General features: G+C 34.8%; 22 protein-coding genes. 10 read left to right on the forward strand and 12 right to left on the reverse strand.

The window, feature by feature from the left end:
- Positions 1-6 precede the first annotated feature (6 nt).
- The 6 genes from NPX36_RS00265 to NPX36_RS00290 all read right to left on the reverse strand — a co-directional run bounded on the left by NPX36_RS00265 (position 7) and on the right by NPX36_RS00290 (position 4822).
- A complete protein-coding gene (locus tag NPX36_RS00265; protein ID WP_257499453.1) occupies positions 7-954 on the reverse strand; it encodes a transporter in 948 nt (315 codons plus the stop codon).
- Positions 955-958: 4 nt separating this feature from the next.
- Positions 959-2023: a cytochrome-c peroxidase gene (locus tag NPX36_RS00270; protein ID WP_257499454.1), complete on the reverse strand. Its 1065-nt coding sequence runs from the start codon at positions 2021-2023 to the stop codon at positions 959-961.
- 81 nt (positions 2024-2104) lie between these two features.
- A complete protein-coding gene (locus tag NPX36_RS00275) occupies positions 2105-2956 on the reverse strand; it encodes an MbnP family protein (RefSeq protein ID WP_257499455.1) in 852 nt (283 codons plus the stop codon).
- 138 nt (positions 2957-3094) lie between these two features.
- Complete coding sequence (locus tag NPX36_RS00280) at positions 3095-3436, reverse strand: hypothetical protein (protein ID WP_397376474.1); 342 nt, start codon at positions 3434-3436, stop codon at positions 3095-3097.
- Positions 3437-3548: 112 nt separating this feature from the next.
- A complete protein-coding gene (locus tag NPX36_RS00285) occupies positions 3549-4406 on the reverse strand; it encodes a helix-turn-helix domain-containing protein (RefSeq protein WP_257499457.1) in 858 nt (285 codons plus the stop codon).
- Between the two features lie 47 nt (positions 4407-4453).
- On the reverse strand, positions 4454-4822 hold the full coding sequence (locus NPX36_RS00290) for a hypothetical protein (RefSeq protein ID WP_257499458.1): 369 nt from the start codon (positions 4820-4822) through the stop codon (positions 4454-4456).
- A 73-nt stretch (positions 4823-4895) separates the two neighbouring features.
- On the opposite strand from NPX36_RS00290, the gene trmD reads away from it, so the two are divergent.
- From trmD to rplS, 3 genes are all read left to right on the forward strand, one after another.
- A complete protein-coding gene (gene trmD, locus NPX36_RS00295) occupies positions 4896-5576 on the forward strand; it encodes a tRNA (guanosine(37)-N1)-methyltransferase TrmD (RefSeq protein WP_257499459.1) in 681 nt (226 codons plus the stop codon).
- Between the two features lie 16 nt (positions 5577-5592).
- Positions 5593-6453: a TraB/GumN family protein gene (locus NPX36_RS00300; RefSeq protein WP_257499460.1), complete on the forward strand. Its 861-nt coding sequence runs from the start codon at positions 5593-5595 to the stop codon at positions 6451-6453.
- Positions 6454-6614: 161 nt separating this feature from the next.
- A complete protein-coding gene (rplS, locus tag NPX36_RS00305; protein ID WP_257499461.1) occupies positions 6615-6971 on the forward strand; it encodes a 50S ribosomal protein L19 in 357 nt (118 codons plus the stop codon).
- Between the two features lie 149 nt (positions 6972-7120).
- Here the strand turns inward: rplS and NPX36_RS00310 are convergent, their stop codons facing one another.
- Positions 7121-7822 carry a DUF4369 domain-containing protein gene (locus tag NPX36_RS00310; RefSeq protein ID WP_257499462.1) on the reverse strand — a complete coding sequence of 234 codons (702 nt, stop codon included), beginning with the start codon at positions 7820-7822 and terminating at the stop codon, positions 7121-7123.
- 1 nt (position 7823) lies between these two features.
- Positions 7824-8147 carry a YbaB/EbfC family nucleoid-associated protein gene (locus NPX36_RS00315; protein ID WP_257500764.1) on the reverse strand — a complete coding sequence of 108 codons (324 nt, stop codon included), beginning with the start codon at positions 8145-8147 and terminating at the stop codon, positions 7824-7826.
- A gap of 136 nt (positions 8148-8283) precedes the next feature.
- On the opposite strand from NPX36_RS00315, the gene NPX36_RS00320 reads away from it, so the two are divergent.
- Positions 8284-10347: a S9 family peptidase gene (locus NPX36_RS00320; protein WP_257499463.1), complete on the forward strand. Its 2064-nt coding sequence runs from the start codon at positions 8284-8286 to the stop codon at positions 10345-10347.
- Between the two features lie 61 nt (positions 10348-10408).
- Here the strand turns inward: NPX36_RS00320 and NPX36_RS00325 are convergent, their stop codons facing one another.
- The gene (locus NPX36_RS00325) at positions 10409-10765 is read right to left on the reverse strand and encodes a helix-turn-helix domain-containing protein (RefSeq protein WP_257499464.1); all 357 of its coding nucleotides are present in this window, start codon (positions 10763-10765) and stop codon (positions 10409-10411) included.
- Between the two features lie 12 nt (positions 10766-10777).
- Positions 10778-11074, reverse strand: coding sequence for a type II toxin-antitoxin system HigB family toxin (locus NPX36_RS00330; protein ID WP_257499465.1), 297 nt, complete (start codon positions 11072-11074; stop codon positions 10778-10780).
- 204 nt (positions 11075-11278) lie between these two features.
- Here NPX36_RS00330 and NPX36_RS00335 point away from each other — a divergent pair, with 204 nt between their 5' ends.
- The 3 genes from NPX36_RS00335 to NPX36_RS00345 all read left to right on the forward strand — a co-directional run bounded on the left by NPX36_RS00335 (position 11279) and on the right by NPX36_RS00345 (position 17018).
- On the forward strand, positions 11279-12316 hold the full coding sequence (locus tag NPX36_RS00335) for a PLP-dependent cysteine synthase family protein (protein ID WP_257499466.1): 1038 nt from the start codon (positions 11279-11281) through the stop codon (positions 12314-12316).
- A gap of 176 nt (positions 12317-12492) precedes the next feature.
- Positions 12493-13368, forward strand: a complete 876-nt coding sequence (locus tag NPX36_RS00340; RefSeq protein WP_257499467.1) for an ABC transporter ATP-binding protein — start codon at positions 12493-12495, stop codon at positions 13366-13368.
- Entirely contained in the window at positions 13368-17018 is a 3651-nt protein-coding gene (locus tag NPX36_RS00345) for an ABC transporter permease/M1 family aminopeptidase (RefSeq protein WP_257499468.1), read from the forward strand. Before NPX36_RS00340 ends, NPX36_RS00345 begins: the two co-directional genes overlap by 1 nt.
- A gap of 50 nt (positions 17019-17068) precedes the next feature.
- Here the strand turns inward: NPX36_RS00345 and NPX36_RS00350 are convergent, their stop codons facing one another.
- Positions 17069-17617 (reverse strand): ferritin, encoded by a 549-nt coding sequence (locus NPX36_RS00350; RefSeq protein WP_257499469.1) that lies wholly within the window; start codon positions 17615-17617, stop codon positions 17069-17071.
- Positions 17618-17768: 151 nt separating this feature from the next.
- Here NPX36_RS00350 and NPX36_RS00355 point away from each other — a divergent pair, with 151 nt between their 5' ends.
- From NPX36_RS00355 to NPX36_RS00365, 3 genes are all read left to right on the forward strand, one after another.
- Entirely contained in the window at positions 17769-18179 is a 411-nt protein-coding gene (locus tag NPX36_RS00355; protein ID WP_257499470.1) for an SRPBCC domain-containing protein, read from the forward strand.
- 2 nt (positions 18180-18181) lie between these two features.
- Entirely contained in the window at positions 18182-18577 is a 396-nt protein-coding gene (locus NPX36_RS00360) for a VOC family protein (protein ID WP_257499471.1), read from the forward strand.
- 161 nt (positions 18578-18738) lie between these two features.
- The gene (locus tag NPX36_RS00365; protein ID WP_257499472.1) at positions 18739-19431 is read left to right on the forward strand and encodes an AIM24 family protein; all 693 of its coding nucleotides are present in this window, start codon (positions 18739-18741) and stop codon (positions 19429-19431) included.
- A 77-nt stretch (positions 19432-19508) separates the two neighbouring features.
- Here the strand turns inward: NPX36_RS00365 and NPX36_RS00370 are convergent, their stop codons facing one another.
- Positions 19509-20246, reverse strand: a complete 738-nt coding sequence (locus tag NPX36_RS00370) for a CDP-alcohol phosphatidyltransferase family protein (RefSeq protein WP_257500765.1) — start codon at positions 20244-20246, stop codon at positions 19509-19511.
- Positions 20247-20313 lie beyond the last annotated feature (67 nt).

The following is a 20313-nucleotide window of genomic DNA, read 5'->3' on the forward strand; positions in this document are numbered from 1 at the left end:
GCTGTATTACAGCACATAATTGATATTAAACGCCAAACGGTAATTTGCTTCTACCCTACCTCCTGTTAAATTTTGATTGATTGGCAACATGGCATTCACCCCGGCAGAAAACCTTTTATAACCTACCTCTACCCCTATTTTTCCAAAGAATATGTCGCCTGCGGTTCTTGGTACTTCTTCGCTAAATTCTTTGTTGGCTTGATAAGTTTCTCCGGCAACACCCAATTGTGGCACAAAAGCTATATCATTAAAATTGGTGTTGAAGAAAAGCGAGGTGCCATAATTGAATTGATTTCCAAATTGATAATTCTTTTTATTTTCGGTCTTAAAAATGTAACTTAAATTGGTATTGAGTCCGTATTTTTTGAAACGAATGATGTGTTCGGTTGCCAAACTGTAATCCCAACTGCCGGTTCCTAACTGAAAACTAGGATTAATACTGCCGTTGTTTTTATTATCAAAACTTCCTGTGGGTGCTTTTATTCCTGCACCAATTAATAATTTTTGCTGAATGGTTGCCGAATCGTTTTTGGTTTGCAATACATTATAAAACCCCATAATGGTAATATCGCCCACTCCGCTTAAACTTTGATTTTCAGTAGTTTTAACACGGTTTAAAATATGATACGGAGCTAAAACCATCACTTCGGCTTTTTGGGTAACGGGAACACGTGCCCAGAGTTGAACTGTGTTGAAATTCTCATCAATCCACGGAGAATTATTAAAAACCCCGTCTTTGCTTTTGTAGCTTTGAAACATATAACGCACACCAACAAATTTTTCGCCAATTAACGAGTTAAACCCCATACTACCACCGCTCGCAGAGCAGCCACACGCATCGCAATCTTCTAAGAAATAGGTGTTTGATTGTTGAGAATCATCGAATAAATGGGCAGTGAATTGACTGTAAACCGTTTGGTGAACAAGCAACAGAAATACAATTATTTTTTTCATTTGTTTAAGTTTTGTGATAAAAAAGCGGGTTGGTAATAAACGCTTCATCGGTCAAGGTTTTTAAAAAGGCAATCAATGCTTCTTTTTCTTCGGCTGTGAGCGGAATACCTAATTTTTGATGTTGCTGTATGAATGGATCCAAATTGGGTGTGTTTTGAACGCCATCGGTATAAAAATTCAACACCGATTGTAACGATCCAAAACGCCCATCGTGCATATAAGGTGCTGTTAGGGCTACGTTTCGCAAACTGGGCACTTTAAATTTATATCGATCCTCAGGAAATCCCGTAACATGCTCTCTGCCTAAATCATCTAATTTAGGATTGGGCGGCAAACCGTTGTTTCTAAACGAATTATCGGTAAAAATATCAGTTGCATGACACGAAGCACAATTGTTTTCAAACAATGCCAACCCTTGCAATTCTTGGTTTGTGAAATCGCCGCCCGGTTCATTTCGAACATATTTATCGTATTTTGAATCGGCAGAAATCATGATGGTCATGAATTGTGCCAAGGCATTTAACATATTTGCTGAGCTAACTTCGCCATTAGAAAATGCTGATTGAAACATTTTCACATACGTTGGATCTTGCTTTAACTTTGCAATAATGGCAGGAAAATTCTCATCCATCTCCACCGGGTTGTGAATAGGAACAATAGACAGCATTTGGATACTGTTTGAAGCGCCATCGTAAAAATATTCGGTTTGAAAAATCATATTTTGAACCGATGGTGCATTGCGTGTGCCGGTTAAATTATCGATACCATGACTTAAATCGTGTCCGTGATGAGTAAATGCACTTTGCTGTTCATGACAAAAAGCACACGAAATGGTATTGTTGCGAGACAAACGCGGATCGTAAAACAATTTTCTACCCAATGCCACTCCGTTTTGTGTGGGCATATTATTTGAAATATCTTGTTTTATCGAAGGAAAATTAGCTGGAATTTCTAACGGAAATAAACTGTCTGCTGGAATATCTTCATACGCCTCATCGGCACTGCATGACATAAACACACAAACCAACAAAACACCAGCTGCTTTCTTGAAAAATTTACTATAAAACATATAAATGGTTTATATAGAAGCATTCCGGGTTGTTCTAAAAAAACCCGGAATAGCTACCATTAAATTAACAACTAAAAACTATTAATGCTGTGTACCACCGCCGTTGTGCACGTGATCTACTGTAAACATTTGTAGCGTATTCTCTGCAATTTTGATTAAGTTTTCACCGCCCATGATGCTTGCATTGGTTCCAGCTGCGTTTAAATTGTCTTTTAAAACAATTTTATTGGTTCCGTCTGCAATTTTATTGGCATCAGTTATAATGTGTATGCTTGGTTTGTCGCCTTTTCGCACGCGTGCTGTGGTTGGTAAATTTAGGGTAATTTCACGGTAATTATCGGTAGCGGTGTTGCTGCCTTGATGGATTTGAAAGTTATACATTCCTGGAGCGCCCGTTCCTGGTTCTTCATGTTTTGCAGCAGTTGCAGGGGTAAATGTTCCTTCAAAATTAATAAAACGATACCCAGTGCTCCACGTCCATGTTAAGTTATGACTTGCAGCATAGTTCCAAAACTCTTGCTGAGCGGTTTCGCCTTCTAAATAACGTTGGTTATCAACGCCCAAACCAAATTTTACTTTTACGTAATCGCCTGCTGGAATGTTTTCTAAACTAATTGTGTGCAAATCGGCTTCTTCACTCACCACAAAATAGCTTTTTGCTTTTGGATACACATATTCGGTTCCGTCTGCCTTGATCAATATCACATTACTAATGATATAGTTGAAACGGTTAATAGTTAGTGTTTCGCCGTTTGAATTTGTGTAAGAATTGCCCAAAATAAGTTTGTCACCGTTCACACCGTTATCAAAATACAACTCGGCATCGCCAAATGTGTTTTCTTCAATGATTGTCGAACTGTCGTCGCTGTTACAAGCTGTTAGAAATAAACTAGATGCGAAAAACGCTATGATTGCTTTTTTATTATTTTTCATTTTTAATTTTATTTTTAAGAGGTATTTTTTTTTATGGTATTGATGCTGTGTTTTTGTAAATACTCATTTGTTTTGGCACACAGCTTTATTCTTCTAAAAGTTTAGAAGAAATATAATGGATGTTGAAGCATCTTGATCTTAAAAATGAAAAATAGGTGGTTTGAAGATGTGAGTAAGAAAAGTGAATTGGTATTGGTCTTGATTGTTTTCTAGATTCTTTTGAAGTTCAATAATTTCTGTAGGAATTAAAAAATCTAAAACCGATAAGTTTTGATAGAAAACAACAGATGTTTCTACCGAAAAAGAATGCCTTTTATCTTCTGATGAGTCTGTTGCAGCAGTTTTTGCCATTTCTTTTTTAAGGTGGCATTTTCCGTTGCATTCTAGTTCGGGTTTGTCTTTATTTACGCAAAGTTCGTTTTTAATATAGTCATACAGCACCACATACTCTAAAACCGGAAGCACGGGCTTTAGCAGCATAAATAATGATAATATAAGTGTAGCTGTTTTCACGTTGCAAAGTTGCTTTTTGTTTCTCTTTATTCCAAATTATGGCACGATTATCTAAACAATTCGATTGAAAACCAAAAACTTATTTTGATTTTCTAAATTGTTCTGGCGTTTCTCCTGTTTCCTTTTTAAAAAATGCACTGAAATAGGAAACATGATCAAATCCTAACTGAAAAGCTATTTCGCTGACCGTTAAACTAGTAAAGTGTAAAATTCGTTTTGATTCTAAAATAATATGATTTCGGATAAAAGCACCTGCCGACACACCAAAATGTTGTTTGCTGATTCGGTTTAAATAATTAGTGCTTATATGCAATTTATCGGCATAAAACGATGGCAGTGCATTTTCATGAGCGTGCTTTTTAATTAACTGTTGAAACTTTAAGGCCTTATCTTTGGCAAAACCTTGAGATATAGAAACTTTTAAAGGTTTGTAGTTTCGGTTGATTTCAATTAAAATGATATTGAGATATGAACGCAACGCTTTTAAAGCGTCTTTTTTGTTTGATAAAAATTCTTTTTCGGCAAGACCAACCATCTCTTTTAATGAATAAAAGCATTGACTAGAAACCGAGATAAATGCGGCGTTTTCATTTTCTAGAAAAGAAAATTGATCCAACATATTTTCGTGATAACGCAACGAAAAAAAGGCTTCTGCAAAACAAATTACTTGGCTATTTGAAGTTGTTTTACAATCTATTTGGTTGATACTATTTGGTTTTACAACGGCAATTTGAAAATCGCTTAAAACATACGATTGATTGTTAATCGCAATTGTTCCACTGGCATTCTCGTTGATAAACACCATATAAAACCGTGCTTGATGTGCCGACCGAAACACCGGATTTTTTAGTGCATCATCAACAGAACCCATCCAAAAATCGTGGGCGTTGCCAGCAAACATGTCAATAGTACAAACGGGTATATTACCTATCTGCATATATAAATGTATATTATAAGTTAAATAAAATGTGATTAAATCGATATTTAACTTACAGAAGCCGGCGGTTTTAAAAGGAATTGATAAAAAGTGCTTTGGTATAAATTGCTGCGATCAAAATAGTTTTGAAACAAATCATCCGAAAAAAAATGATTCCATTGTAAAAAAAGCAATTCTTCACAAAAAACAAGTATGTTTTCTACCGAAAAACTGTGTGATGAGCTTTTCTCCTCCGTGGTTGCTGCTTTTGCCAATTCTTTTTTTAAATGACATTTACCATTGCACTGCAAAGCTTTATTTTCTTTATTGACACAAAGTTCGTTTTTAATATAGTCGTAAAAAACCACATATTCCACTACCGGAATTATGGGTTTTATCAACATAAAAAAAGCAAATAGTACAATAATTTTTTTCACAATGCAAAGATACTTCTTTTAAAAAACAAAACATATAAATAATGTTGTGTAATTTTGCAGCAAATATTTTTTTATGCGTATTGATATTATAACTGTTTTACCCGAATTAATCAAAAGTCCGTTTGAAGCATCGATTTTAAAAAGAGCCATTGCCAAAGGTTTGGTAGAAGTGCATTTTCATAATTTACGAGATTACAGTACCAATAAGCATAAAAATGTTGACGATTACCAATTTGGCGGCGGTGCGGGAATGGTGATGAGTATTGAACCAATAGATAAATGTATTACCAAACTGAAAGCCGAACGCACTTACGATGAAATTATCTACATGACACCCGATGGCGAAACGCTGAACCAGCAAATGGCAAACAGTATGTCGTTGCTTAAAAACATAATTATTTTGTGCGGTCATTACAAAGGCGTTGACCAACGCGTGCGCGATCATTTTATAACCAGAGAAATTTCTATTGGCGATTATGTGCTTTCGGGTGGTGAATTAGGTGCTGCCATTTTGTGCGATGCCGTAATTCGGTTGATTCCCGGAGTTCTATCGAACGAAACCTCTGCCCTAACCGATAGTTTTCAGGATAATTTGCTGGCACCACCCATTTACACACGCCCGGCAGAATACAATGGTTGGAAAGTGCCCGATGTTTTGTTGAGTGGAAATTTCCCTGAAATTGAAAAATGGCGCGAAGAAAAAGCCTACGAGCACACCCAAAACCGCAGACCTGATTTGTTAAAAAACGATTGATATAAAAAATAAAAACATGAAAAAAATTGTAAAAACCATTTTTACAGCTACATTAACAGTTGTTTCGCTGGTAGCATCTGCCCAAACTAAAAACAGTCTATTATGGGAAATTTCAGGTAAAGGTCTAGAAAAACCATCGTATGTTTTTGGAACCATCCACATAATTTGCCAAGACGATTATTTGATGACGGAAACCATTGAGAATACTTTACAAAATGCGGATGCATATTACGCAGAGATTAATCTAGGCGATCCTGAAGGTATGATGACCATGCAAAAGGCAATGTTCAGCAACGTTTCTCTTTCTAAAAGATTAAATGCTAATCAATATCAAGAAATGAAAAGACTTTTAAAAGATGTTCTTGATATAGATATAGCCCAATTTGAAAACCTTTCAAACACAGCGATCATTAGCATGATTACTGTTAAATCGTTTCCGTGTACAGATTTTAAAATGTATGAAATGGAATTGTTGCAAACCGCCTTGAAACAACAAAAAAAGCTAGGTGGTTTAGAAACAATTGAGCAGCAAATAGAGATTATGAGCAATTCTTTAAATGAAGATAACATTATTCAAATGCTAAAAGAACTTGCAAATGATGGTTTTTCTTCCACAAAAGAGATGGTTGAATTTTACAAAGCCCAAAACATTGAAGGTTTATATGAGCTTATGAAAAAAAATAGCTATATGACCGATAGTGTTTATAATGAAATACTTACCAAACGCAACCACAATTGGATGCAAGAAATGCCACAGCTTATGAAAAACCAATCGGTATTTTTCGCAGTTGGCGCAGGTCATTTAAGCGGAAGTAATGGCGTTTTAGAACTATTAAAAAAAGAAGGCTATACCATAAAACCTATTCAGATACAATAAACTGTTTTAAAACAAACAGTTACATTGAAAAATCTTTAAAAAAATAGCACAAAAACAATTTGGTTAATATTACAAAAAAATATTATATTTGCCCCACTTTTGGATCAACCTCTGGCGAAAACCGTGTATGTTGGTTTGAATTAACTTAAAAAATTTATACAATGTCTTTAGATTTAGTAAAGTTCGTACAAGACGAGTTTGTTACAAAAAAAGATTTTCCTAATTTCAGTGCAGGTGATACTATTACTGTTTACTATGAAATTAAAGAGGGTGAAAAAACAAGAACGCAGTTCTTTAAAGGTGTAGTAATCCAAAGAAGAGGATCTGGCGCTACTGAAACTTTTACAATCCGTAAAATGTCTGGTAACGTTGGTGTTGAACGTATTTTCCCAATGAACATGCCAGCTTTGCAAAAAGTTGAATTGAACCAAAGAGGTAAAGTTCGTAGAGCACGTATTTTCTACTTCAGAGAACTTACAGGTAAAAAAGCTAAAATTAAAGAATTACGTAGAAAGTAATCTTTTAATTAAGATCATAAAAAACACCATTCGTTTGAATGGTGTTTTTTGTTTTATTAACTGTCTTAAATATTTTTATTTGAATTAACCACAGATTTCACAGATTCACAAAAATTTTCTTTTACAACATAAATTATACAATGCTACTGTTATTTCCCAACCAATTCCAAATAATTTTTAAGAATAACACCGTATTTACTTTTTGCAACTTCGGGCGACAGATTATTATAAATAGTATCTAAATGGTTATTGTTCATAGTGGCAACATCGGTCAATGTAATGTACGGAGCTACTTCGTTTTTATTATTTTTCAGTGCAAAATTCACTGCATTCCAATAATACCTGCGTTTGGTGCGGTTCAATACATTTTCTAAACTATCTGCTTTAGCTGTTTGCTGGTTTTGTTGAGCCAAAATAATAGATCGAACCAAATCGGTTTGTTTGTTGGTATAAATAGCTCTTGTTTCTAAATATTTTGCATATAAATCTTGGTTTTTAGAACCCTCTACTACTGCTCCGCTTGAGAAATTATCTAACGAACTATTGATTTTTAAATCTCCTGGTTCAGCAAAAAACAAAATCAGGTTGTCCATAGACTGTGTCGTTCCACGGTTCAATCCTAAATACAAAACTTCGGGTTCTTGCAAATCAAATGATGTTTCAAAAGTAGAAGTTCCTTTCAACACTACACTGTCTAGCGTTATCAACATACTGTCCTTTAATTGCTGCACGTACAAGGTTCCTTGTTTCAACCCTTTTATTTCGCCGGTTATGTGTGTGTTTCCCGCTTTTTTGTCGCTACACGAAACCATCGCAGCCACACTTATTAGTAGTAAAAATAACTTTTTCATTCTACTTAAATAAATCCATTCCTGGAATATTTGGCATTCCGTCTTTTGCAGCAGCAGCGAGTTCGGCTTCATTAATTGCTCCGGCTTTTTCTAATGCCTTATTCAACGTTAAAATCAAATAATCTTCTAGTTGTTCTTTATCGCTTAACAATTCATCATTGATATCTATGGTTCTAATTTGTCGGTTTGCTGTGACCGTAACCTTCAATAATCCGTCGGCCGATTGTTCATCAATCAAAACCGTATTTAAACGTTGTTTTGTTTCTTCTACTTTTTTCTGGGCTTCCTGTAATTTTCCCATCATACCCATTAAATCTCCAAACATATTTTTTATTTTAAAATTTCCTACAAAAGTATTAAATTCAACCGAAATCATTAATTATAAATTTATGAAACACTCAAGTATTTTTATGCTGGCTTTTTGTAGTATTTTTGCAGCATGTTCAACAACAAAAGATAAAATGAAAAACACTATAAAAGAACCTATTGCCAAAATAAAACCTACCAATTTAGAAAAACACGGCGATGTTCGCACAGATAATTACTATTGGCTGAATCAGCGCGAAGACCAAGAAGTGATTGATTATTTGGAAGCAGAAAACGCTTATTACAATGAAATGACGGCGCATACCAAAGATTTTCAGAAAGATTTGTTCGAAGAAATGAAAAGCCGTATTAAAGAAGATGACGCTTCTGTTCCGTATTTTAAAAACGGATATTGGTACATTACACGTTTTGAAAAAGACAAAGGATATCCTATTTATTCACGTAAAAAAGGTACTTTAGATGCGCCGGAAGAAATCATGTTTGATTGCAACGAACTGGCAAAAGGGCATGCTTATTTTCAATTAGGTGGATTAAATATTAGCGACGATAATAAATTTGCTGCTTTTGGGGTGGATACCGTTTCGCGCCGAGAATATACCATACAGATTAAAAATTTGGAAACAGGTGAAATTTTGCCTACCAAAATAGAAAAAACAACAGGTGGAAGCACATGGGCTGCCGATAATAAATCGTTGTTTTATTCGCGTAAAGATGAACAAACCTTGCGTGCCGACCGTATTTTTAAACATACCTTAGGGACCAATGTGGCACAAGATGAACTAATCTTTAATGAAAAAGACGAAACTTTTTCTACTTATGTATATCGATCAAAGTCGCGTAAATACTTAATTATTGCTTCTGAAAGCACTCTTACATCTGAATATCAGATTTTAGAAGCATCGAACCCCAACGGAGATTTTCGCGTTTTTCAGAAACGCACCCGCGGATTGGAATACTCGATTTCGCATTACAACGATCATTTCTATATCGTTACCAATAAAGACAATGCTACCAATTTCAAGTTGATGATTACGCCCGAAACAGCTACCACCAAAGAAAATTGGAAAGATTTAATACCGCATCGCAAAGAAGTGTTGCTAGAAGGAATCGATATTTTTAAAGATTATTTAGTGGTTTCTGAACGATTTAATGGGTTGTCACAAATAAAAATAATGCCTTGGCAAAACCCCGATGGCGTATATTATTTGCCTTTTGACAGCGAAACCTTCACCGTTTATACAACTACAAATGTTGATTTTGATACAGAAATTCTTCGCTTTGGCTACCAATCGTTGGCAACACCTTCTTCAGTAATCGATTTTAACATGCGTACCAAAGAAAAAACGGTTAAAAAAGAACAAGAAGTTTTAGGCGGAACATTCAATAAAGACAATTATACCGAAGAACGCGTTTGGGCAACGGCTGCCGATGGAACTAAAATTCCAATTTCGTTGGTTTACAAAAAAGATTTGAAGAAAGATGGAACCAATCCGCTGCTGCAATACGCTTATGGTTCGTATGGTTCAACCATGGAACCTTATTTCTCAACCGTTCGTTTAAGTTTGTTAGACCGTGGATTTATCTATGCAATTGCACATATTCGCGGAGGTGAAGATTTGGGCAGAGAATGGTACGAAAACGGAAAACTGCTTAAAAAGAAAAACACATTTACCGATTTTATTGATTGTTCAAAGTTTTTAATTGATCAAAAATATACATCGCCTAAACATTTGTATGCCGAAGGTGGGTCTGCCGGTGGTTTGTTAATGGGTGTGGTTTTAAACGAAGCACCTGAATTGTACAATGGTGTGATTGCTCAGGTTCCGTTTGTAGATGTGGTTACTACGATGCTTGATGATTCCATTCCGTTGACTACTGGGGAATACGATGAATGGGGAAACCCCAACGAAAAAGAATATTATGAGTATATGAAATCCTATTCGCCATATGATAACGTAAAAGCGCAAGATTATCCGAATTTATATATTTCCACAGGTTTCCACGATTCGCAAGTGCAGTATTGGGAACCAGCAAAATGGATTGCAAAACTGCGAACGCTGCGAACCAACAAAAATTTATTGTTTTTAGACACCAATATGGATGCCGGCCACGGCGGTGCATCAGGTCGTTTTGAAGCTTTAAAGGAAGTGGCTAAAGAATTTGCTTTTATCTTAGATTTGGAAGGTATTAAGAAGTGAAAAAATTAACAAAAAGCCCTTTCAAAATTCGAAAGGGCTTTTTTATTTTTAGTTGTAAAAACTAATATTCTTCAATCAATAAAGAAGACGAAAGGTTTAGTTTTACTGTTAAATTACGAATCATTTTAACAGTAAGTTTTCTTTTTCTGTTTAATATTTCAGACACTTTACTTTTTCCGCCTATCTTATCAATCAAATCTGCTTGTTTCAACTGCATTTCTTCCATTCTTATTTTTATAGCTTCAATTGGGTCGGGAGCTGTTATCGGAAAGTTTTTCTTTTCATATTCATCTATCAATATAGCAAGAATATCTGCCTCATCACTTTCAGGCGTGCCGACTTTTGCATCAAAAAGAACTTCTAATCTTGACAATGCTTCTATATAATCTGCTTCCGTTTTCAGAGGTTTTATATTCATGGTTTAAATCTTTTAAATGGTGTTCGCATCAATTTTATCATATTCTGTAAGTGTTTCAATAAAACGAATGAAAACCCATTGTTTTTCAAAATTAAATTTAGCAATCAATCTGTAACTATTTACTTTAATGTTAAATACAATTCGGTTGCTTTTCAGAATACTTGCGTTCACGTAGGTTTTTTTCACTTCATTTGGATTGTTCCAAACAGAATTTTTTACAGTGTCATACCATGTTTTCAAATATTGTTCAGAATCCGAATGCTTTTCCCAAAACTCACGCAGTGTACTTTTCGCAAAAATTCTTTCCATTGACTTTAAATCTTATACAAATACACAAAAAGTTCCCAAATATAGAACTTCTAATTATACTTTTTATAGGTTAGGACACTACAAGCCAATCATTGAATTAACGAAAGTTTTTACAATATGCCTTTTGATTTTCAACATTAAATAAAAAAATAGTACTTTTGCACGGTGAAAGGGCGGTGATAAAAATCGCTAAAAACAAAAAAAATGAAAGAAGAGATCCAGGCGCATGAGCATATTTTAGATTTTATAGGCAATACACCGCTTATTAAATTAAAAAAAATAGCTCAAGGTTTAAAAGGCAACTTTTTTGCTAAAGTAGAAGCTTTTAATCCGGGGCACTCATCAAAAGACCGTATTGCACTGCATATTGTGGAAGAAGCTGAACGCCGTGGTATTTTAAAACCAGGCAGTATTATTGTGGAGACCACATCGGGCAACACCGGTTTCAGCATTGCAATGGTAAGTATTATTAAAGGATACGAATGTATTTTGGCGGTATCGTCTAAATCGTCAAAAGATAAAATTGATATGTTGCAGGCAATGGGTGCCAAAGTATATGTGTGCCCAGCAAATGTTTCTGCAGACGACCCAAGATCGTATTACAGCGTAGCAAAACGCATTCATGAAGAAACGGCAGGTTCGGTTTATATCAATCAATATTTTAACGAACTGAATATCGATGCACATTACAAAACCACCGGTCCTGAAATTTGGAAACAAACCGCAGGAAAAATCACTCATTTGGTGGCTTGTTCGGGTACAGGGGGAACTATCTCGGGAACTGCACGCTTTTTAAAGGAACAAAACCCCAATATTCGCGTTTTGGGCGTGGATGCTTACGGTTCGGTTTTAAAGAAATTCCACGAAACGCATGAATTCGATCCTAAAGAAATTTATCCGTATCGAGTGGAAGGAATGGGAAAAAATTTGATTCCTACAGCAACCGATTTTTCTGTAATTGATCAATTTATGAAAGTTACCGATGAAGATGCCGCACACACAGCTCGCGAAATATCTAAAACCGAAGGTATTTTTGTTGGATACACATCGGGCGCAGCTTTTCAGGCTGTTCGTCAATTTGCTGAAACAGGTGAATTTAACGAAAATAGTAATGTGGTGGTTATTTTTCCTGACCATGGATCGCGTTATATGAGTAAAATCTACAGTGATGACTGGATGCGCGAACAAGGTTTTTTTGACAATCAAAAAGTGGAAGAAAGCCAAATTGAATACGTTAAGTAAGAAATCAAAGAATAGATAAAAGAGGAAAGCGAAGGTTTTCCTTTTTTTATTGCTTTACTTTAAAAACTTCTAACCAAAAACTTGGTGTTTTTTGTAACATTTAAGTAAATAGTTGTACTTACGGTAAAATTCATTCTTAAAAAACTTCACATAAAAAAAATATAAAAAAATAGGTTATGAGTCTAAAAATTTCGGGGTTAACAAAAACCTACAAAAACGGCGTTAAAGCGTTAGATAATGTAAATTTAGAAATAGGCAAAGGAATGTTTGGCTTATTGGGACCAAACGGTGCTGGTAAATCATCGTTAATGCGCACCATTGCTAGTTTACAAAGCCCCACATCGGGTTCCATTATGTTTAACGACATCAATGTTTTGGAAGATAAAAACAGCTTGCGCAAAGTTTTAGGTTATTTACCACAGGAATTTGGTGTGTATCCAAACATGTCTGCAGAAACATTGTTAGATTATTTTGCCCAATTAAAAGGTATTACAAATAAAGCAGAACGTAAAAAAATCATTACCGAAGTACTTACTTTAACCAATTTATACGATGTGCGCCACAAAAGCGTAAGCGGCTATTCGGGTGGTATGAAACAGCGTTTTGGTATTGCGCAACTGCTTTTAAACAATCCGCAATTAATTATTGTTGATGAACCTACTGCTGGATTGGATCCTGCGGAACGTCACCGTTTCTTGAATGTTTTGCGCGAAATTGGTGCCAACCACACCGTGATTTTTTCAACACACATTGTGGATGATGTGCGCGAATTATGTAACGAAATTGCTATTTTAAACGGTGGTAAAATTTTGTTTGAAGGCACACCAACAAGCGGAGAGGAAATGCTGAAAGGTAAAATTTGGGTGCGTATTATCAATCGTGCAGAATATGATGAATACAACCAAAAATACAACATTCTTTCATCAAACTTTAATCCGGATAACACCCTGAACATTCGTGTGTACAACGACGCACAACCCAACGAAACGTTTGTAGAAGCAGAACCTATTTTAGAAGACGTTTATTTTGTTTCATTAAAAAATGATATCTAATGCTAGGAACTATTTTTAAATTCGAAACAAAACGCTGGTTTAAAAACTGGCAGTTTTACCTCTATTTTATACTCTTTTTTGCCCTATCGTTTGGGTTAATGGCTGGTGCTTCGGGATATTTTGATGCGTTTACAGTAACCACATCTTCCAACACCTACGTTAATTCACCTATTGCCATAAATAGTATTATGGGCGGAGTTGCTACTTTTATAAACTTTATCATCCCGGTGATAATTGGCTCCACCGTATATCGCGATTATAAATTCAACACCCACACGCTATTGTTTGCTTATCCTTTTAATAAGTTTCAATATTTAATGGGTAAATTTTTAAGTGGCTTTTTAATCACTTTTATCATCACCTTTTCTATTGGTTTTGGTTTTTTACTAGCCACTTCATTGCCTTTTGCAAACCCTGATTTGTTAGGGCCGGTTAATCTATTGGCATATTTTCAAAGCTATTTAGTGTTTATAGTGCCCAATATTTTCTTTATGGGAGCTCTAATTTTTATGTTAACCACATTAACTAGAAATCAATATATTGGGATTATTTTTGTCATTATTTTGTTGATTGTTCCAAGCATCATAAGCAGCTTAACAGCTAAAGTTGATGATAAATTTGTAGCTTCACTTTTTGAACCATTTGGAAACCAAGCGCTGAGCTATGTTGCAAAATACTGGACCATCGACGAGCAAAACACGCTTTTGATTCCTTTGGATAAAGTGATTATTTATAACCGTTTGATCTGGATTGGTGTTGGTATTTTGGCATTGGCGGTAACTTATTTCTCATTTAGCTTCTCGCATGCACCTATCACTTTGGGCAAGAAAAGAAAAGCAGAACGAGTTATAAAAAACAATTTTGGCAGTATTATTAGAATCAATCTTCCGAAAGTAGCTTACAATTATTCGTTTGCATCCAACCTAAAAACGGCTTTCCGCTTATCGAAATTTGAATTTGCAAGCATTGTTAAAAACTGGATTTTCATAATCTTAATGATCATCACTGTTCTTTTTATTGCCATATCCAGCCTGAATTTAGGTGAAATGTATGGCACCAACACCTATCCTGTTACTTGGAAAATAATTGAAATGATACGCGGCAACATTGGCTTTTTCCTATCCATTTTAATTTATCTTTTTGCAGGAATATTACTAAACAATGCTTTGTCTTCGCGAATGAATTTATTGATTGATTCCACAGCAGTTCCAAATTGGAGTTTGCTTTTATCAAAATTCATAGCTTTAATAGGAATGGTTTGTGTGGTGTTTTTAGTTGGAATTTTAACAGGCGTTTTAATTCAAGCTTATTTAGGGTACTACAACTTCGAACTAGGACAATACATTGCCAATTTCTTTGCTTTTCAATTGATTGACTATGTAATTATTATTCTATTAGCCCTTTTTATACAATCCTTTTTTAGAAATTATTTTGTAGGATTTTTCGTGATTTTTATAGTTGTAAAGTTTCTACCAATGGGATTAAGCAAGTTAGGGATTGAACAATCGGTATTCCATTTTAATTCAGATCCTGGTTACAGTTATTCAGACATGAATGGTTTTGGAATCGTACGCGATTATTTTTATTACAAACTGTATTGGTTGCTTTTTGGTTTTATTTTATACGGATTAACCTTGCTTTTTTGGCGTCGCGGAATATTGTCTAACGCAAAAGAACGCTTGCAATTATTTGTAAAACGCTTTAAAATGCCAATTGCAGTTCCGTTAATATTTACAACTTTAGCATTTGTTGGTTTGGGCTATGCTTTGTATTATCAGGCAGTAAAACTAGAACCTTATTATACTTCACAAGAGATTGAAAAACAACAGGTTGATTTTGAAAAGAAATATAAAAAATACGAAAAATATGCCCAACCCCGCATTGTTGATGTAAAGGTTGATATAGATATTTTTCCAAACGAACGCGATTATAAAGCAGTAGTTCGCTATGTAATGGTGAATAAATCAAACAAAGTGATTGATTCTTTATTTCTTAATTACGGTAAAAACTTTCAATCGATACAATTCAACAAAGATTATCAATTGGTGAAAAATGATACCGTGATGGACTTTGATATTTACCGATTGAATCAACCATTAAATCCGGGCGATTCCTTAAAAGTGGAAATGGTTGTACAAAATCAACCAAACACTTGGCTGAAAGACCGCTCGCCGATTATTGAAAACGGTACATTTATCAACAACAGTATTTTTCCTTCGTTTGGATACAATGAAGGTGTAGAAATTCAAGATAATGATGTGCGGAAAAAGTACAATTTGCCTCCGCGCGAACGCATGGCTGCTACCGATGATATGGAAGCACGCCAAAACACTTATATTTCAAACGAAGCCGATTGGATTACGTTTGAAACTACTGTGAGCACTGCAGGCGATCAAACGGCGATTGCTCCGGGATACCTTCAAAAACAATGGCAGAAAGACGGCAGAAACTATTTTCATTACAAAATGGATCAAAAAATGCTGAATTTCTATGCGTTTAATTCGGCAAGATATGAAGTTAAAAAAGAAAAATGGAACAATCTGAATCTGGAAATTTACTATCACAAAGGGCATGAATACAATTTAGACCGCATGATGGATGCCTTGAAAAAATCGTTGGCTTATTACAGCGAAAACTTTGGCGAATACCAGCACAAACAAGCGCGCATTATTGAATTTCCAAAAACCATGGGAACTTTTGCACAGGCGTTTGCTAACACCATGCCTTTTTCTGAAGCAATTGGATTTATTGCCAATGTGGATGAAGACGATCCCGAAGGAGTTGATTATCCGTTCTCGGTTGTGTCACACGAAATGGCACATCAATGGTGGGCGCATCAGGTGATTGGTGCCAATGTGAAAGGAGCCACTTTGCTTTCGGAATCTTTATCGGAATACAGTTCGTTAAAAGTTTTAGAAAAAGAATACGGAAAATTCCAAATGCGCAAATTTTTAAAAGAAGCATTAGATAGTTATTTACAAGGAAGAACTTGGGAATGGAAAGAAGAAAATCCGTTAATGTACAACGAAAACCAGCAATATATTCATTACAACAAAGGATCATTGGTATTGTATGCCATGAGCGATTATTTAGGAGAGAAACGTTTCAATGATATATTAAAGGAATATGTGTCCAAAGTGAAGTTTCAAGAAGCGCCCTATACCAATTCTATTGAATTTGTGAACCATTTGAAGGCGAACACACCTGCAAATTTACAGTATTTAATTACCGATATGTTTGAAACCATTACGCTGTATGACAATAAGGTGAATAAAGTAGAAGTAACGCCTTTAAAAAACGGCACCTATCAGGTTGATATTTCGTTTATTGTTTCAAAATATCGAACAACACCAAAAGGTACACAAATTTATACCGATGCTAAAGGAAATACTTTAGTAGGAAAAGACGGCGATAAAGAAATTAAATCGTATCCTTTAAATGATTATATCGAAGTGGGTGTTTTTGGAGAGAAAACCTTGAAAGGAAACCACGAATATGAAAATGAGCTTTACAACAAAAAGTACTTAATCAATAAAATAAACAACAAAGTACGCATCATTGTTGATAAAAAGCCAGTTGAAATAGGCGTTGATCCTTACAACAAGTTAATTGATCGCGATTCCAATGACAACCGCAAAAACGCAAATTAACACAAAGAAAAACAGAGCCGTTAAGCTCTGTTTTTTTTATGTTCTTAATCTTACTGCAAAGGATTTACATCATCTGCAATAGGAAAATCTTGCTGGGTGTCTCCAATAGCCTTGTTCAACTCAAACTTGGCAGTATTACTCATGTTTTCTCCTCCTGCAAGTTTCACTTTATCTAATAAATCCAACGCCAATTTCTCTTCTTCGCGTTGTTCAGCTACCAACCATTGCATGAAATTCCACGAAGCCCAATCCTCTTCATCCATGCTCATTTTAACCAATTTATAAATCGCAGTGGTGTTTTCAATTTCTTGTTTCAATACACTTTCAAAGCATTCTAAAACATTTTGCGGTTTAGGTTCAGGTTTTGCAATGGCATCAATAGTTACGGTTCCACCACGCTCTTGAATATATTCAATAATCTTGGCCATGTGAATACGCTCTTCCTGAGAGTGCTTCATCATAAAATCTTTTACTCCATCAAGTTGATTTTCATCAGCCCAACACGCCAACATTAAATACATTTGCGCGGAATAAGCTTCCAATGTCACTTGATCGTTTAATGCTTTTTCTAAAGCCGGGGATATTCTTACTGTGTTCATATACATTTATTTTTTCTATTAGCAACCTAAAGTTACACATCTTAAAATGGCTTTTTGCAAAAAAAATGTAAAAAATGGAGGTTTAAAACCAATATAAAATCATTTTAAATTAAGTAATTTACTACATTTGATAAAAATCATAAAATAAAAAATGGCAAAAATAACCGTATCAGTTATCATAAACAGCTCTATTGATAAAGTTTGGAATCAACTAAACAATCCCAAAGATATAGAGCAATGGAACCAAGCATCAGCCGATTGGCATTGCATGAATGCATCAAATGATTTAAAAGTAGGTGGAACGTTAAAAAGTACCATGGCTGCCAAAGATGGAAGCAGTTCTTTTGATTATGAAGCAATTTATGACACCATAATTCCCAATGAGTTGATTAAATACCACTTGTTAGATGGTAGAATGGTTGAAATTTCCTTTCAAGAAACAACCAACCAAGTGCTTGTTACAGAAACCTTTGACGCCGAAAATCAAAATTCAGAAGAATTGCAAAAGGCAGGTTGGCAAGCCATATTGAATAGTTTTAAAAAACATGTAGAAAACAATTAATTATGAGCGAATCTAAATACAAAATAGGTCAGTTTTTTTGGAGTGATTTAACTGTGCCAAATGCCAACAACTTAAAAGATTTTTATAAAGAGGTTACAGGTTGGCAAGTACAAGAAATTACAATGGATGATCAAGGCGACAGCTATGTTGATTACGCCATGATGATTAACAATGAAACACCTGCAGGTGGCATTTGCCATCAAAGAGGCGTTAATAAAAATATTCCACCCCAATGGGTAATGTATATTAACGTAGAAAATGTAGAAGAAAGTTTAAAAAAAGCATTAAGCTTAGGCGGAAAGCTCATCCAAGAAAGCAAAAAGAAAGACGGAACTTATAATTATGTAATTGTTGAAGATCCGGAAGGTGCTGTTTTTGGTTTAGGAAAAGCGCAATAATGTATGAACTAATCGCTATGAAAACTTTAATTGTCCATTGCTATGTGTGTGTTTCAACTTTGAAATAAATTTTCTATTACAAAGTCTATCAGAGAAGTCAATTTTCATTGTTTAATACATCTTTTTTATTATATTTATTGTACAAATAAAATTTAGAAATTATGGGAGAATACTCACTTGCTTCGTTTGTAGAAAAAACCAGACAAAACGAAAAAGAACACGATTATTTTGAGTTGGAAAAGCCTCAAATGCTAGAAATTAATTTAAACAACCAAGCTGTTTGGACCAAAAACGGAAGTATGGTGGGGTATGTTGGTAATATCAAGTTTGAACGAGAAGGTATGCTTTCTGGCGGATTGGGTAATTTACTAAAGAAAACCTTAACCGGAGAAGGTGCTAAACTGATGAAAGCAAGCGGAACCGGACGTTTATATGTTGCCGATTCTGGAAAAAAAGTACAAATATTACAATTACAGAATGAATCGATTTGTGTAAATGGAAATGATATTTTAGCACATGATCAATCCGTTAAAAATGAAATAACAATGTTAAAGAGTATTGCCGGAATGATGTCTGGTGGTTTGTTTCAAGTGCGATTAACCGGTACAGGACATGTGGCAATCACTACCCATGGAGATCCTCTTACATTATTAGTGAAACCCGGCGAACCTGTTTTTACAGATCCAAACGCAACCGTGGCATGGGCTGGTAATTTAAAGCCTGAACTAAAAACAAATGTATCCTTTAAAAGTTTGCTTGGTCGAGGTAGCGGAGAGGAATTTCAGATGATGTTTCAGGGCGAAGGTTGGGTTCTAATTCAGCCGTATGAAGAAGTATATTTTCAACAAAAATAAAATCTTAAAAATGTTTTAATAAAAACCCTACTAATTGCAGTAGGGTTTCAGTTTTTTAACAGTATTCTTTGCGTATTTTATATAGATACTTTCTTCGTTTTATTCAAAATCACTGATAGTATAATATAAAAAACAATAATTAACGGAATAGCTTCAAAACGGAAGAACAATAGCAGTAATGCGCAAATTCCTAAGAATAAAAAAATGAGTTTATTATCGCTTAAATTTTTGTTTTTTGTTTTGAGTGAAAATAACGGCAACTCTGCATTCATTATAAAAGCACTCAAAAAACTGATTACTACCAAAACATACGGGTTGCTGAAAAAATTAAATACAAAATCACTGATTGTGGTGTTCAAAATAAGCGGAATACTTAGTATAAACAAAGCATTTGCAGGGGTTGGCAAGCCAATAAAACTATTTGTTTGGCGAACATCAATATTAAATTTTGCTAAACGCATACATGCTCCTAATGTTATTACAAAGCCAATAAAAGGTACCAATTTCATATAAAATGTGTCATTGGTCACCATATACGCGGTATTGTTTTGCTGTATATGTGCCAACATTTGATACATCACCACTCCTGGCACCACTCCCGATGTGACCATATCTGCCAACGAATCTAGTTGCACGCCCAACGGACTTGCAACTTTTAAAACTCTAGCGGCAAATCCATCCCAAAAATCAAAGAAAATTCCTAAACAAACCCAGAAAAAAGCCATTTGCAAATTGTCATCAAAAGCATAAACTAAGGCAATTAATCCTGAAAGTAAATTTAAAAGTGTAATTGCATTGGGAATGTGTTTTTTTATTGCCATGAATTTTATATTTTTATTTATTAAACAAAAGTACACAATAACTTCTAAGTTTTTAGAGTTT

This window comes from Paenimyroides aestuarii (assembly GCF_024628805.1).
GTDB classification, from domain to species: domain Bacteria; phylum Bacteroidota; class Bacteroidia; order Flavobacteriales; family Flavobacteriaceae; genus Flavobacterium; species Flavobacterium aestuarii_A.

Coding starts and splice junctions, on each gene's coding strand:
- NPX36_RS00265 (WP_257499453.1), bottom strand. CDS start 954: ATGAAAAAAATAATTGTATTTCTGTTGCTTGTTCACCAAACGGTTTAC.
- NPX36_RS00270 (WP_257499454.1), bottom strand. CDS start 2,023: ATGTTTTATAGTAAATTTTTCAAGAAAGCAGCTGGTGTTTTGTTGGTT.
- NPX36_RS00275 (WP_257499455.1), bottom strand. CDS start 2,956: ATGAAAAATAATAAAAAAGCAATCATAGCGTTTTTCGCATCTAGTTTA.
- NPX36_RS00280 (WP_397376474.1), bottom strand. CDS start 3,436: ATGCTGCTAAAGCCCGTGCTTCCGGTTTTAGAGTATGTGGTGCTGTAT.
- NPX36_RS00285 (WP_257499457.1), bottom strand. CDS start 4,406: ATGCAGATAGGTAATATACCCGTTTGTACTATTGACATGTTTGCTGGC.
- trmD (WP_257499459.1), top strand. CDS start 4,896: ATGCGTATTGATATTATAACTGTTTTACCCGAATTAATCAAAAGTCCG.
- NPX36_RS00300 (WP_257499460.1), top strand. CDS start 5,593: ATGAAAAAAATTGTAAAAACCATTTTTACAGCTACATTAACAGTTGTT.
- rplS (WP_257499461.1), top strand. CDS start 6,615: ATGTCTTTAGATTTAGTAAAGTTCGTACAAGACGAGTTTGTTACAAAA.
- NPX36_RS00310 (WP_257499462.1), bottom strand. CDS start 7,822: ATGAAAAAGTTATTTTTACTACTAATAAGTGTGGCTGCGATGGTTTCG.
- NPX36_RS00315 (WP_257500764.1), bottom strand. CDS start 8,147: ATGTTTGGAGATTTAATGGGTATGATGGGAAAATTACAGGAAGCCCAG.
- NPX36_RS00320 (WP_257499463.1), top strand. CDS start 8,284: ATGAAAAACACTATAAAAGAACCTATTGCCAAAATAAAACCTACCAAT.
- NPX36_RS00325 (WP_257499464.1), bottom strand. CDS start 10,765: ATGAATATAAAACCTCTGAAAACGGAAGCAGATTATATAGAAGCATTG.
- NPX36_RS00330 (WP_257499465.1), bottom strand. CDS start 11,074: ATGGAAAGAATTTTTGCGAAAAGTACACTGCGTGAGTTTTGGGAAAAG.
- NPX36_RS00335 (WP_257499466.1), top strand. CDS start 11,279: ATGAAAGAAGAGATCCAGGCGCATGAGCATATTTTAGATTTTATAGGC.
- NPX36_RS00340 (WP_257499467.1), top strand. CDS start 12,493: ATGAGTCTAAAAATTTCGGGGTTAACAAAAACCTACAAAAACGGCGTT.
- NPX36_RS00345 (WP_257499468.1), top strand. CDS start 13,368: ATGCTAGGAACTATTTTTAAATTCGAAACAAAACGCTGGTTTAAAAAC.
- NPX36_RS00350 (WP_257499469.1), bottom strand. CDS start 17,617: ATGAACACAGTAAGAATATCCCCGGCTTTAGAAAAAGCATTAAACGAT.
- NPX36_RS00355 (WP_257499470.1), top strand. CDS start 17,769: ATGGCAAAAATAACCGTATCAGTTATCATAAACAGCTCTATTGATAAA.
- NPX36_RS00360 (WP_257499471.1), top strand. CDS start 18,182: ATGAGCGAATCTAAATACAAAATAGGTCAGTTTTTTTGGAGTGATTTA.
- NPX36_RS00365 (WP_257499472.1), top strand. CDS start 18,739: ATGGGAGAATACTCACTTGCTTCGTTTGTAGAAAAAACCAGACAAAAC.